Genomic DNA, 14,210 nt, shown 5'->3' on the forward strand with positions numbered 1-14,210 from the left:
TTTTGAGTTAGGTGGCGATCGCCTCGATAAAAACCCTCCCTATCCATCAGATTTCATTCCACCCAAATTACATCCTTCATACCCAGCCAGTTGTAACGTTGGATTCCCCAGGGCAAACCAACAAGAATGATGAGTAAGTCAGCATACCTTGCATTGGAGTGTATTAAAAAACTAAGTTAATGTGTTCAAATTTTCCTTTTAGCCGTACCCCCAAAGCCCGGGAAAAAGGCTGGCGTGGTAGCCGCATACCGAGCATATTTTTCACCAAATTCTGCTCGTATCTCACGTTCCTCTTGGAACGCCAGCCTGGTGTACACCCAAACCAGCACTGGGAACATCAGCAAAGTTAAAATTGTTGGCCACTGTAGCAAGAAACCCAGCATAATAAGTATAAAGGCATCATATTGCGGATGGCGTACTCGTGCGTAGGGACCGGTGAGTGCCAAAGTGTGGCGTCGCTGCGCTTCATAAAGTACCTTCCAAGCAGAGGCAAGCAGGATAAATCCAGCGAAAATCAGAACGTTGCTGAGGATATGAAGAGGGTCTAAATGTGGATTGCCTTCCCAGCCAAGCAGCGTATGCCAAAGGTGTCCAGCCTCATGGGATAAGAGGTCAAGTTCTGGGTAGCGGCTTTGCAGCCAGCCTGAAAGCAGGTAAATCGTCAAGGGGAAACCGTACATTTCGGTGAACAAGGCGACGATAAAAGCCGAGAAAGCACCAAATGAGCGCCAGTCACGGGGACTTTTTGGCTTGGTGAAGCTGAAGGCAAAAATAATGAAAACTAAGGAGTTGATAATTACCAGAGACCAAAGACCGTAGGCAGGTGGTTGATTCATTTGTGACCTCCTTCAGAATTGTTTCCATGACTGCCACTACGTCCACCGTGTCCGCCGTGTCCGCCATGCATAAACAGGTGCATCAGCGGACAGGCTAGTAGCAGCAACCAGGGTAAGACAGGAATTATGTGTGCCAGGTGTTCAGTAATCAGTAAAAAAGCGGCAATGCCTAGAAAGAATAACAAGGCGATGCCAGTGGGAGAACGCCACCGCCAAACTGTTCTAGAGTTTTGAGCCATGAAAACCTCCTAAGAATACAGCTATCAGCTTAATAATTTGACCTCTGAGTGCTCTTGTTTATGGCCCTTGCTCGAACTTATACTCTGAGGCGGTTCCCGATTTCTACCTACCCGTCCATCTGCCCTGACTTCCACCACGCCCCGAAACATATTCATGCCGCAGTGAAAGGTGTAGATTCCTGGTTTTTCTGGAGTAAATTCTACTGATGTGGTTTGGTTCACGAGTAAATCGACAGCCTTATGAAAATCAGGTAACAAAACTTTTTCTAGGCAACTGCTGGGGTCTTGGCGGAAAAAATTCAGCCGCACTGGTTGACCTGCCTGGACAACGATTCGATCTGGCATGTAACCGCCATCAACTGTAATATCTAGTTCCTGAACTCCCTGATGAGTTTGGGCTGATTGAGCTTTGGTTTTACTGAATATAAACCACCAGATTTCTACACCAATGAGTGCCAAGCCTCCTAAGGTAACGCCTATTTTCCGCGATAAAGGTTGTTCAATCCGGCTAAATTGACTAGTCGGTTCTGATTCAGTTCCTGGACTCTCGGCAGTGGCAATCTGGGCTAGTCCCAACAACAATCCCAGACTAACTAAACTGCTCCAAATATATTTTTTCCTGAACACTATCAACTCTCCTAAGCTCATGCACATCTAAATTGCATATTTTGCAAGTTTTGGAAAAACGCTCAAACCGCCTCCCCGTCTCCCCGTCCCCCTGTCTCCCTGTCTGTCCCAATCAGCCAATTAAATATGTGACAGCTTATCTCCTATGAATCATCAGTAGGCTTGCGGTTTAAAGTTGCGTAACCTCAGGGCATTTGTTACTACAGAAACTGAGCTAAATGCCATTGCCGCACCAGCAATTATTGGGTTAAGTAACCACCCGAATAAGGGGTAAAGAATTCCCGCTGCAATGGGGATACCAGAAACGTTATAAATGTAAGCAAAGAAGAGATTTTGACGAATGTTTCGCATGGTGGCATGACTGAGTTGAATGGCTGTGACAATGCCCCTTAAATCCCCAGAAATCAAGGTGACATCGCTCGCCGCCATTGCCACATCTGTTCCCGTACCGATGGCAATACCTACGTCTGCTTGGGCTAAGGCTGGGGCATCGTTGATACCATCTCCTACCATGGCGACAATTTTCCCTTCTGTTTGCAAGGCTTTCACCTGTGCTGCTTTTTGGTCGGGTCGGACTTCTGCAAATACTCTCTTGATACCTACTTCACGGGCGATTGCCTCCGCAGTTTGGCGATTATCCCCGGTCAACATTGCTACCTCCAAACCCATTTTTTGTAATTTTGCGATCGCCTCCACTGAGGATTGCTTGACGGCATCTGCAATCCCTACCAATCCTTCAACTTGACCATCTAGTACTATCCAAGCCGTAGTTTTCGCCTCTGCTTCCCACCTCTGACGCTGGGATTGTAAGGATTGAGTATCAATGCCCAAAGTATCCATCCAACGCTGAGTGCCAATTTGTACCAAGCGTTCTCCTATCATTCCTTGCACCCCCATCCCCGCTACGGCTGCAAAGTTTTGTACCTTGGGAAGGGGCTGTTGTACTCCCTGAGATTCGGCATAGCGAACCACAGCTTCTGCTAAGGGGTGTTCAGAATTACGTTCCACTGCGGCTATCAAACGCAGAAGTTGAATTTCATGACCGTTGGCGGTGCCTCTAACCGTAGCATAGTTAGTAACACTGGGTTTACCTTGGGTAATAGTGCCTGTTTTATCCAAGATAATTGCCTGAATTTTGTGTGCTAATTCCAAACTGTCAGCGCCCTTAATTAATATGCCATTTTCTGCCCCCTTGCCAGTCCCCACCATAATTGAGGTGGGTGTTGCCAAACCCAAGGCACAAGGACAGGCGATAATTAGCACACCCACGGTAGTAATCATTGCCAGGGTAACGTTACCCATAAAATCAAACCAGATGACAAAGGTAGTAATGGCGATCGCAATGACTGCTGGTACAAACCATCCTGTCACCCGATCTGCTAATTGTTGAATGGGGGCTTTACTTCCTTGAGCATCTTGGACTAATTTAATAATCTGGGCTAATACTGTATCCTTGCCGACTTTCGTAGCTTTAAATTTAAAACTTCCTGTTTTATTTATTGTTGCTCCAATTACCTCATCTCCAGCTTGTTTTTTAACAGGCATCGGTTCACCTGTCACCATTGATTCATCAATGGAAGATTCCCCTTCAACCACTTCTCCATCTACAGGGATTTTTTCTCCCGGACGAACAACAATTACATCTTCTACTACTACTTCTTGAATGGGAATATCTATCTCTTGTCCATTACGAATTACCCTAGCAGTTTTTGCCTGTAAACCCATCAACTTACGAATAGCTTCTGAAGTTTGCCCTTTAGCTCGATTTTCTAGTAATCTTCCCAAGAGAACAAGGGTAATAACCACAGAGGATACTTCATAATAAACGGCGGCTTCAAGCCCTTGAGATTCTAAAAATTCGGGAAATGCAGTAGCAAACAGAGAATACAAGTAGGCTACAGCAGTCCCTAAAGCCACTAAGGTATTCATGTCAGCATAATGATGTTTAAACGCTTTCCAACCTCCCGCAAAAAAGGCTTTACCAACCCAAAACTGTACTGGCGTTACTAGAACGAACTGTACCCAAAAATTTTGTAACCAGGCAGGAACCCAAGAGATTTCTGAGCCTATCATCATAGGTAAAACGCCAATCACTAGCAAGACGCTAATAATAGAACCCACGATGACTTTACGAGTTATCTCTTTTTCTTCAGCAACTCTTGCTTTTTTCTCCGCATCTTCTGAGGGAGCGTCCACTTCTTGTATGGGCTGGGCAGTGTATCCAGCGTCAGCTACGACTTGCTGGATTATCTTCAGATTTGTGCGCTGGGGGTTGTACTTAACTATGGCTTGCTCGATGGCAAAGTTAACGCTGCACTCGCTGACGCCAGGAATGGCTTGAATTACTTGCTCAATAGTGTTGGCACAAGAGGCACAGCTCATGCCTTTCAATCGCAGATTCACTGTTTCCATGACTAACTCCTGCCCTTCAAAATTCAATTGAACTGACCCCGTCTCCAACCGCTCCAAATAGGAATACCCTCTTTATCCCTAAGCTTCAAGGTAGCGTCCCCCTTCTTGACTTCGGAAGCAATAATGGCCGGTTGCTCTGCAAAGGTGATTCTTGAGCCTGTAACCTCAATTTTGTCGTCTCGCTCAATGCTAATTTCTTGGTTATCGATGTACCAAGCTGGACCTAAATGGACATAAACTGTCTCATTGTCAGTCCTTACCTGCAAATGCACACCATGAGACATACCTCCCATGGGGGTAAATGTATCTACGCTGATTACTTCCCCACTGATGGTTTCAATGGTATTGAGGTCGTACATTCTGCCGTAGTGGGAATTGTGTCCCCAGCCATGGCCTCCTGTTCGTCCCGGATCCATCATTGGACCATGATACTGCACTAACAGTGGATGCTGCTGTTGGTAGATCTGAGATTGGTTTGGTGTCATCCAATCAGGAACAAAGTTAGAAGCTGGGGTCGAAGCCTCAGATGATTGATTTGCCCTCAAGGGGCTAGCATTTAGCGCTAGCAGTGCTAAACCAGCTACAGCAGCACTGGTAACGGTTTTGAAAGCTAGGTTACTATTCATTTTTCAGACCTCCTAGTGATTCAACGGTCTTCAATAATTACTAGGGTTAAACTATCTACCCTACTGGAAAGTCTAGGAAGAGCAACAAAAGTTTAGAAACCTGAACTGGTTTTCTAAAGTTGTTCCGATATCTTAGTCATAGAAGTGCAAGCGACCAGAGCCAAGGTACAAACCAGAGCTATCTTCCCCTTCTGGAAAGACTGTAACCCCGAAGAGGTAAACGCCTCCTTGGAAGGGATTGCGTTTGGGCTTGAGAGCAATGGTCACTGTGTTACCGGGTTCTACGGGTCGCTCAAAAACAACCGTTACCTCACCAGGCTTTGATACTCCTCCAATCAAGACTAGGGATAGCTCCTGTCCCCCCCTGAAACTCTCACGGAGAGCAGCACGGCTTTCATTGACTTTAAACTCAATAGTTCCCACATTATTGCGCTGTTCGATCTTGACTGCTTTGAGAGGTTTCCCCGCGTCTTCTGGGACTTCGATAGTAAAGTAATATTTGGCAGATTCTACCCTGCGTTCATTAAAGGTTGTAGTGGCTCGGAGCAAGCGTGGAGAACTCTCGAAAGCCGTTTCTCCATTAGTAAGCTCGACAGCAGTAGTGGGTAGAGCTAGGAAGGAAGTAGGCACTAAAGTACTGAGGATTAGAACCCCAGTAGTAAAAAAACGAGTGTTAATTGGGAATAAAGGCAAATTGACAATAGTGTTAAACATTTTAGGCTCTCCAAATTACTAAGAGATTGTCTCAATGACACTGAATCTTAGGAATGATATTGATTCCAAAAATTTTGATATTGAAAGTACTAGCTCATTCCTGCATTCAGCAGCGCTCTCAAGAAATGTCCTTTAATTTCAATTTCCCTAACAAAAATGAAATCAGAATGAAATTGTGACAGTAATTAACAAATTTTAACAAATCAATTTCCTACTCTCAGAAGCTGAAGGCGTACCAAAGTCCTAACAAAAATAATTTCATCAATACCTAACATTTCATCCTGATTTCATATTTGCTTGTGATACTGAATCAAGACGACAGCAAACGACCATCCTGACATCTTAGGTATCTGGGTGGAGGCTATGGTGATTACTGGCACCCTCTCCTGAGCATAAAAAGCACTGATCCATTATGCACAAGACAGAAACAATCCTGGCTTCAACGTTTACCTTTTTGCTGGTGATAGCGATCGCACCAGTTGCTGTTTTCGCCCATGCCGGGCATGGTAATGAGTTCCAAAGCGGAACCGAAGCCACGAGCAATCCCGAAGGAATTGAGGTAGATGCGACAACCGCTAGTCAAATTGGGATTAAACTCCAATCCGTCTCTAGGCAGTTTTTGGATATTGGTATTAAAACCACCGGGCAAATTGAAACCCAGCCCAACCAACAGGCGCAAGTAACAGCACCGATTCCCGGTACAGTTGCTAAACTTTTGGTCAAACCAGGTCAGAGGGTCAAAAAAGGTCAAGCGGTTGCTGTCATCTCTAGCTTGGAGTTAATTCAATTGCGGGTTGAGTCTCTCGACAGACTGACTGAAGCTAAGGCAACATTGGGAGAAGCTGAGGCAAATCTCGAACTAGCTCAGGAAAATTTAGAACGTCAGCGTCAAATAGCTGCTGCTGAAATCGATGAAGCTGAAACTCAGCTAGCAGTAGCCCAAGAAGAATACGATAAAGACCTAGCATTAGCAATCGAAGGTGCTCTGGCTCGACGTCAGATGCTAGAGTCAAAAACTAAGCTAGCAGAGGCTAAAACGTTACTGAAAAGAGCATTTAGCCGTCGAGAGGTTCTTGAAGCAGAAGCAGAACTTAAACGGGCTCAAACAGCGGTTAAGGCTGCCAAATCTCGGGTTCAACTGAGCGATACTACCTACAAAACCCGACTGCAACAACTTAGTAATTCTGCTAATGAGCAAGGAAAGGTAACGGTGCTTGCTCCAATTTCCGGTAGAGTAGCGCAGTGGCAAGTAACCTTGGGTGAATCCTTTGAAGACGCAGGTGGGCAACTGATGACGATTGTTAACAATAATCAAGTCTGGGCAACTGCTAATATTTATGAAAAAGATTTATACAAGGTAAAAATAGGCCAAAAGGTCAGATTAGAAGTTTCTAGTCTGCCTAATCAGACTTTTACAGGTCAAGTTAGCCAAATCGACCCTATCGTGGCAGGTCAGACACGAGTAGTGCCAGTGAGGGTAAGGTTGGATAATCCTGGAGGGCAACTAAAACCAGGAATGTTTGCTCAATTAAAGATTTTCACTGATAAAACCAATGTAGCTACTTTAGCGATTCCTCAAGATGCTTTGGTGGATGCTAATGGTAAACAACTGGTTTATGTAGAAAATGGTCAGAACTTCTATGAACCTGTAGAACTTGCTCTTGGTTCAACTTTTGGGGATTTGGTGGAAGTCAAGAATGGTTTATTTGAAGGTGACCAGATTGTGACTGAAGGGGGGGTGATGTTGTACGCCCAATCCTTAAGGGGTGGCTCTAAAGCTGATCACCATGAACATGACCATGAACATGACCAGGAAGGACATAATCATGAGGCAATATCGACTAACCTTAATGTTGCTAGCCTACCCTGGTGGTGGGTTTTTCCTGTAGGAGGGGTAATTACAGCTGGTGCTTTTATGCTCGGACGCCGCACTGCTTCACAATCAAGACCAGCACCTATAGAAATTTCCGATGAACCGACCAATAATAACTATCATTCCACTGCTGATGTAAAAGGAAATGGTCAGAGCAATGGGGATGGCTATTTAGATTCGGCGATTCCTAATGGTTTCGCAAACAAGCAATAATCAGCAAGACTATAGGTAAGACCAAAATGCTCAACTCAATCCTGAAGTGGTCTATTGCTCGACGCTGGCTAGTTGTAATTGGCGCTATCATCGTCACAGTTTGGGGATTTCGCATTATTTCCCAAATGCCCTTAGATGTATTTCCCAATTTTGCTCCTCCCCAAGTTGAAATTCAAACGGAAGCACAGGGATTGGCTCCAGAAGAAGTGGAATCTTTAGTCACAATGCCTGTCGAAAGCGCTATCAATGGCATTCCTGGATTGACTACAGTACGCTCGTCTTCGGGAGTGGGCATTTCTGTAGTAAAAGTTATTTTTAAATGGGATACTAATATCTATCAAGCTCGCCAGTTAGTAACTGAACGGTTACAACAAGCTGCTGCCAGATTACCGGAAGGAGTAGAATCACCACAAATTTCTCCCCTTTCCTCGCCCATTGGTACCATTCTTTCCTACGCTTTTACCATTGACGAAGATGTAGAGACAGCAGATGTCTCCTCTAAAATTGACCTAATGGCTGTACGTCGATTGGTTGACCGAGATATTACCAACCAATTATTGGCAGTAGCGGGGGTAACTCAGGTAATTGCCTATGGGGGAGATGTGCGTCAGTATCAGGTACTGGTTGACCCTGCCAAGTTAACCGCTTTTGATGTTTCCTTAGCAGAAGTTACGGAAGCAGCAGCAGCAGCAAATACTAATGCGGCGGGTGGCTTTCTGATTAGTCCAGACAAGGAACTATTAATTCGAGGCATTGGACGAGTTGAGTCAATCGAGGATTTAGAACAATCGGTGGTAGTGGCACGTAATGGCACACCAGTGCTGCTTTCTGATCTCGCTGATGTCCGCATTGGTGCTGCCTTGAAGCGGGGTGATGGTAGCTTGGATGGAAAAAAAGCGATTGTGGTGCTAGTTAACAAACAGCCCCTGGTTGATACTCCTACTGTTACCAAAGCCGTAGAAGCAGCCATGGAGGAAATTAAAGGGGGTTTGCCCGGGAATGTCAAGGTTACTGTTACCTTCCGCCAGTCCGATTTTATTGATTCCTCAATTAAAAATGTCAGGAATGCCCTACGCGATGGCATCATCATTGTTTCTATTATTCTGTTTCTGTTCTTGATGAACTGGCGCACTGCCATTATTACCCTAAGCGCCATTCCTCTGTCTTTGCTGATTGGGATGATGCTACTCAATCTCTTTGGTTTGGGAATTAATACCATGACTCTGGGAGGATTAGCTGTAGCAATTGGGTCAGTGGTGGATGACTCGATTGTGGACATGGAAAATTGCTACCGGGGATTACGTAAAAATCAGCAAGCAGGAAATCCTCTCAACCCATTACAAGTGGTTTATAACACTTCAGTGGAAGTGCGAGTTAGTGTACTGTTTTCTACGGTAATTATCGCTGTAGTCTTCGCACCAATTTTCACCCTTACTGGTGTTGAAGGTCGTATCTTTGCACCGATGGGAGTAGCCTATCTAGTGTCAATTTTTGCCTCTACCTTTGTAGCCTTGACTCTTAGTCCAGCGTTGTGTGCTTTCTTGCTTGCTACTGTACAGTTACCAGAAGAAGAAACTTGGGTAGCGCGATTTTCTAAGAAACTATATCAGCCATTAATTCGATTTTCTATTCATTCTCCCAGTCTAGTTTTGCTAACAGCAGTAGCCGGGTTTGTGGCTTCTCTAATTATTTTTACCTCTCTAGGACGAGTCTTTTTACCAGAGTTTGAGGAGCGATCGCTTGTCAATGCTTTCACTCTCTATCCCGGTGTCTCTCTGGACATGACGAATCGGGTTGGCTCAGCCATGCAACTAGCTCTCAAAGATGACCCCCGGGTTGAGTCAGTGCAGTTACGTTCAGGGCGTGCTCCCGGTGATGCTGATGCTGGTAGTGTTACTCTGGGCCATTTGGATGTGGAAATTTCAGAGGAGGGGATGAAAGACCGAAAAGCAACGATTGAGAAACTCCGTGAGGAATTTGCCAAGTTACCGGGGGTAGCCCCTAGTATTGGTGGTTTTATTTCCCACCGCATGGATGAAGTCCTCTCAGGAGTCAGGAGTGCGATCGCAGTCAAAATTTTTGGTCCGGAACTTTCGGAATTACGAACTATTGGTGCTCAAGTTCGAGATGGGATGCAAGATATTCCTGGTGTGGTGGATCTAATTCTTGAACCCCAAATTCCGATCAAACAGGTGCAAATTAAGTTTGACCGCGCTGCTGCTGCTCGTTATGGTCTTAGTGTTGGTCAGCTTTCAGAAATTGTTGAAACTGCTCTCAATGGTAGAGTTGTCTCCCAAGTACTGGAAGAGCAACAGTTATTTGATTTGGTAGTGTGGTTGAAAGCCGAATACCGCAATAATCTTAATACCATTAGCAACCTGTTAGTTGACACTCCCACGGGCACTAAAATTCCTCTTGCCCAAGTTGCTAACATTAGTTATGGTAAGGGACCCAACACCATCAACCGCGAAAATGTTTCTCGGCTGATTGTGGTCTCAGCTAACGTTGCTGATCGAGATTTAGGTAGTGTAGTTGAAGAGATTCAAGCCACAGTCAAGGAGAGAGTGCAATTACCTTCCGGCTACTTTATCCAATATGGAGGACAGTTTGAATCAGAACAACGAGCATCTCAAAATTTACTAGTATTCGGTACTCTGGCACTGATTGTGATTGCTGTTTTAATGTACTTTGCGGTGAAGTCAATTTCAGCAACAGTAATGATTATGCTCAATCTACCTCTAGCATTAACTGGGGGAATTTTTTCCGTTGCCCTCGGTGGTGGTATTCTCTCTGTTGCTTCCATGGTAGGGTTTATCACTCTCTTTGGTGTTGCTACCCGCAATGGTTTACTTCTGGTAGATAATTACAACAATAAATTGGCTCAGGGAATGCCTTTAAAGCAAGTAATTATTGAAGGTTCAACGGAACGATTAGTGGCAATTTTAATGACCGCTTTGACTTCAGCGTTAGGGATGGTTCCTCTGGTAATTGGCACGGGGGCAGGGAAAGAAATTTTACAGCCATTAGCAATAGTTGTTTTGGGAGGGTTGTTTACGTCTACAGCTTTAACCTTATTGGTATTACCAGCTTTGTATGCTCAGTTTGGTCGCTTTTTCATATCTAAACCAATCACTCCAGAGATTTCACCTGAAGAATTAAATTCATCTTTTAAACGGGGTTCAGTGGTGGGTCAATAGTGACAGGGAGCAGGGAGCAGGGAGCAGGGAGCAGGGAGCAGGGAGCAGGGAGCAGGGAGCAGGGAGCAGGGAGCAGAAAAGATTGTCTAATTTATAGCTATAAAAAATGCTATAGTCAGTGTACATTTTTTTACTGAATATTAAAAAAAAATACTTTTAAAGGAGTAAAACTATGAGTTCATGGTTGCAGTCAAATTTAATTGTTCTCTCTAGTGTGGGACTGATGTTTATAGCCTCCTGCGGCAATAGTACACAGGATACTAATAAAACTACTTCCTCAGAGACAACTGCAAAAACTAATGAAGTTCACTCTTCCAATGATGGTCACAATCACTCCCACACCCATGGTCACAATCACTCCCAAGGTGGTCAAGTGATTGAATCTGGAAATTATCATTTAGAATTGTTGCCTATTGTAGAAAAACAGGGAATTCACTTAGACTTTTTTCTACAACAGGGTGAGGAACACAAAAGTGTATCTAATGCCAAAGTCAAGGCTCAAATCCAGTTACCAAATGGTGAGCAAAAGAATCTAGATTTTAGCTATGACCAGGCTGGTAAACATTACGCTGCTTTTTTACCTGGGAAAGCTACTGGGGAATATAAAGTGGTCATTCAAACTGACATTAACGGGGAAAAAATCAACGGTCGCTTTTCCTTTAAACAATAAATCTTGAATCAATATTTTGGGTAAATACATAATGAATCGTTTGGTTAGTGCATTACTAGTTACTTCTACTTTATTTCTGGCTCAAAGTTGTTCAACACCAGTGCAATCTGGAGATGCATCTGTTGAGGGAGATAAACACCATGGTCACCATAATCACAATGAGCATGGTCATCACCATGGTAGCCATGGTCACGGAAATAAACCATCAGTAAAGACTAAAGCTATACTCACGACTCCCTCAACCATTACTTTAGATAAACCCAATAATTTGGTAATTGATATTCAAGACTCGGAGGGAAATGCTGTTCCTAAGTTTGAAGTTTTTCAAGAAAAATTAATGCATTTAATTGTAGTCAGTGATGATCTTAATTTTTACGATCATATTCATCCTGATTACAAAGGTAATGGAAGGTTTGAAGTTGAAGCTAATTTTCCTAAACCTGGTAATTATACTCTTTTTAGCGATTACAAACCAACTGGAAAGCCAGAGCGAGTTTCTGTAGTAAAAGTAAAAGCACCAGGAACTAGTTCATCTCTAAGTGATATAGAAATCAAAAATGTCAAAGTATTTGGCAATACTAAGGTTGAGCTGAGTTTTGATAAACCCAAAGTTCAGGCTAATGAGGAAGTGATGATTAGCTTTAACTTAAAGAATGCTGCCAATAATAATCCGGTTACTGATTTACAATCTTATTTGGGAGAAGCTGGTCATTTAGTAATTGTTAAAAAATCAGCATCTATAACAGCATCTGATTACATTCATGCTCACGCACTTCCAGGTAAAACTACTGAACCGATACGTTTTGCTACCCAATTTCCTGAAAAAGGCACATATAAAGTGTGGGGTCAATTTAAGCGTAATGGTGAGATTGTAACCGCTGATTTCTGGGTAAATGCACTTTGAGCAAATATCTAATTTGGTAAGCAGTCAGCAATCAGCAGTCAGCAGTCAGCAGTCAGCAGTCAGCTATCAGCAATCAGCTATCAGCCGTGGCCAAAGGCTGATAGCTGATTGCACTTACCAATAATCACAATCAGGGATATGATGATTACTCTATTGGAGTTGATCAGATTTCTAAATCTTCTCCTGTTATCCTTTATCCTTGATACGTCAGCCTGGAAATGACCGAGTCTTCCTATCCCAATTACAGTGAACAGTTGCGACAACTTATGGCACAAGTAGGTATTCCTAGTTTTAGGCAACTCAGTCTCAGAGCTGATGTTTCGGAGTTGCAACTGAGGCGTTTGCGGAAAGGTCAGGTGTCGCAGATGCAGGTAAAAACGCTGCTGAAACTTGCTAAAGCGTTGCAGGTGTCGGTGAATCAGTTACTGGTTATGTTTTTGCCAGATTCTGTTTCTACGTTACAGGAGGAAGACTCAACATTAAAGCAGGAGTACCAGCGTCTAGAACAGCAGTTGGAACAGCAGCGCGAGACTTTAATGCAGGAGTTTCAGCTATCTAGTTTACAAGTGCTAGAATCCTGGCTAGTGCAATGGCCCACTGCTGCTTATGCGGCACAACAGAATCAGCAGTTACCAGCAGTGAGATTATTGCCCCTGGTAAAGCCAGTGGAACAGTTGGTACAAAAATGGGGTGTGGATGCGATCGCATCTGTGGGTGAAGAACTCCCTTACGATCCACAACAACACCAACTCATGTCAGGCACTGCTCAACCAGGTGATACGGTTAGGGTACGTTACACTGGTTACCGCATTGGTGATAAGTTGCTGCATCGTGCTAAAGTTAGTCCAGCTAATATAGCAAAGGGAGTAGGGAGTAGGGAGTAGGGAGTAGGGAACAGCGGATCTGGGAACAGGGAACAGGAAAGAAAAATTCTCACAATTCCTACACGGATGGCTAGAGTAGTAAATTAACAACTAAATTAAATTTAGTCATTATAAAATTGTTAATTGCTATTTGATATTTTCTATTAACAATTTTATAGTTTCTATTTGTCAGCTGTTTCTTTTAAGCTGATGTGGATTTAAATTGGTTATTACCTGTTCCCTGTTCCCTATTCCCTGTTCCCTTTGACTAATTTTAGATATCCCAATCTAAATGCTTAACAGCTTAATTAACTGCTTTGATACCATTAAGACGCCCATCTTCCATATTAACAATCCGGTCAGCAATATCGAGAATTCGATTGTCGTGAGTAACGAGTAAAATTGTACAGCCCTGTTCTTTAGCTAACTGCTGCATTAAATCCACCACTTCACGACCGGATTTACTGTCTAGGGCTGCTGTTGGTTCATCTGCTAAGACTATCTTGGGATTACCCACTAAAGCACGAGCGATCGCGACTCGTTGTTTTTGTCCTCCAGAAAGTTTATCTGGGTAGTAATTGATCCACTGACCTAACCCCACTGCTTCCAATATAGCTACTGATTTAGTAATAGCATCTTTAGTAGAAAGTTCTGGATGTAGTTCTGCTGACATTTGGACATTTTGGCGAGCCGTTAAACTTTTGAGTAAGTTATGAGCCTGGAAAATATAGCCAATATGACGCCGCACTGCTATAAAATGACGTTTATTGGCTCCGAGGAGTTGCTGTCCTAGGATTTTGAGACTACCAGATTGAGGCGATCGCAATCCTCCGATTAGGGTTAGTAATGTGGTCTTACCCGATCCAGAAGGACCAGTCATCAACACAATTTCTCCTTGGTGGATGTCTAGGTCAATATCAAACAAAACCTGTTTTCTTAGGGAACCCTTACCAAAGTAATGGTTGAGATGCTTAATGGAGACAACTGCTTCGTCCACCATGACACTTTTCGTTTCTACCTAGTTATTGGTTATTGA

Annotated in this window: 13 protein-coding genes; 5 read left to right on the top strand and 8 right to left on the bottom strand. The window is 43.7% G+C overall.

Annotated elements, in window-relative coordinates; all coding sequences use genetic code 11:
- Positions 1-185 precede the first annotated feature (185 nt).
- The 6 genes from BJP34_RS01735 to BJP34_RS01760 all read right to left on the bottom strand — a co-directional run bounded on the left by BJP34_RS01735 (position 186) and on the right by BJP34_RS01760 (position 5,454).
- Positions 186-836, bottom strand: coding sequence for a methyltransferase family protein (locus BJP34_RS01735; RefSeq protein ID WP_070390844.1), 651 nt, complete (start codon positions 834-836; stop codon positions 186-188).
- The gene (locus tag BJP34_RS01740; RefSeq protein ID WP_070390845.1) at positions 833-1,075 is read right to left on the bottom strand and encodes a DUF2933 domain-containing protein; all 243 of its coding nucleotides are present in this window, start codon (positions 1,073-1,075) and stop codon (positions 833-835) included. The genes BJP34_RS01735 and BJP34_RS01740 overlap by 4 nt, the downstream gene beginning before the upstream one ends.
- Positions 1,076-1,099: 24 nt before the next feature.
- Complete coding sequence (locus tag BJP34_RS01745) at positions 1,100-1,702, bottom strand: cupredoxin domain-containing protein (protein ID WP_083305525.1); 603 nt, start codon at positions 1,700-1,702, stop codon at positions 1,100-1,102.
- Positions 1,703-1,855: 153 nt separating this feature from the next.
- Positions 1,856-4,114, bottom strand: coding sequence for a heavy metal translocating P-type ATPase (locus BJP34_RS01750; protein WP_070390847.1), 2,259 nt, complete (start codon positions 4,112-4,114; stop codon positions 1,856-1,858).
- A gap of 23 nt (positions 4,115-4,137) precedes the next feature.
- Positions 4,138-4,740, bottom strand: coding sequence for a hypothetical protein (locus tag BJP34_RS01755; protein ID WP_070390848.1), 603 nt, complete (start codon positions 4,738-4,740; stop codon positions 4,138-4,140).
- Positions 4,741-4,872: 132 nt separating this feature from the next.
- Positions 4,873-5,454, bottom strand: a complete 582-nt coding sequence (locus BJP34_RS01760; protein WP_149030735.1) for a DUF2808 domain-containing protein — start codon at positions 5,452-5,454, stop codon at positions 4,873-4,875.
- Positions 5,455-5,866: 412 nt separating this feature from the next.
- On the opposite strand from BJP34_RS01760, the gene BJP34_RS01765 reads away from it, so the two are divergent.
- Both BJP34_RS01765 and BJP34_RS01770 read left to right on the top strand, forming a co-directional pair.
- Entirely contained in the window at positions 5,867-7,540 is a 1,674-nt protein-coding gene (locus BJP34_RS01765; RefSeq protein ID WP_070390849.1) for an efflux RND transporter periplasmic adaptor subunit, read from the top strand.
- 26 nt (positions 7,541-7,566) lie between these two features.
- Positions 7,567-10,737 carry a CusA/CzcA family heavy metal efflux RND transporter gene (locus BJP34_RS01770; RefSeq protein WP_070390850.1) on the top strand — a complete coding sequence of 1,057 codons (3,171 nt, stop codon included), beginning with the start codon at positions 7,567-7,569 and terminating at the stop codon, positions 10,735-10,737.
- Here the strand turns inward: BJP34_RS01770 and BJP34_RS42030 are convergent.
- Positions 10,720-10,863, bottom strand: coding sequence for a hypothetical protein (locus BJP34_RS42030; RefSeq protein WP_158516935.1), 144 nt, complete (start codon positions 10,861-10,863; stop codon positions 10,720-10,722). The two genes, BJP34_RS01770 and BJP34_RS42030, sit on opposite strands and share 18 nt — an antisense overlap.
- A 46-nt stretch (positions 10,864-10,909) precedes the next feature.
- Here BJP34_RS42030 and BJP34_RS01775 point away from each other — a divergent pair, with 46 nt between their 5' ends.
- From BJP34_RS01775 to grpE, 3 genes are all read left to right on the top strand, one after another.
- A complete protein-coding gene (locus BJP34_RS01775) occupies positions 10,910-11,407 on the top strand; it encodes a hypothetical protein (RefSeq protein WP_070390851.1) in 498 nt (165 codons plus the stop codon).
- A gap of 31 nt (positions 11,408-11,438) precedes the next feature.
- Positions 11,439-12,311, top strand: coding sequence for a hypothetical protein (locus BJP34_RS01780; RefSeq protein ID WP_070390852.1), 873 nt, complete (start codon positions 11,439-11,441; stop codon positions 12,309-12,311).
- Between the two features lie 218 nt (positions 12,312-12,529).
- A complete protein-coding gene (gene grpE, locus BJP34_RS01785; RefSeq protein WP_070390853.1) occupies positions 12,530-13,195 on the top strand; it encodes a nucleotide exchange factor GrpE in 666 nt (221 codons plus the stop codon).
- A 283-nt stretch (positions 13,196-13,478) separates the two neighbouring features.
- On the opposite strand, the gene BJP34_RS01790 is transcribed toward grpE, so the two are convergent.
- Complete coding sequence (locus BJP34_RS01790) at positions 13,479-14,174, bottom strand: DevA family ABC transporter ATP-binding protein (RefSeq protein WP_070390854.1); 696 nt, start codon at positions 14,172-14,174, stop codon at positions 13,479-13,481.
- Positions 14,175-14,210 lie beyond the last annotated feature (36 nt).

The sequence above is a fragment of the Moorena producens PAL-8-15-08-1 genome (assembly GCF_001767235.1).
Taxonomy (GTDB): domain Bacteria; phylum Cyanobacteriota; class Cyanobacteriia; order Cyanobacteriales; family Coleofasciculaceae; genus Moorena; species Moorena producens_A.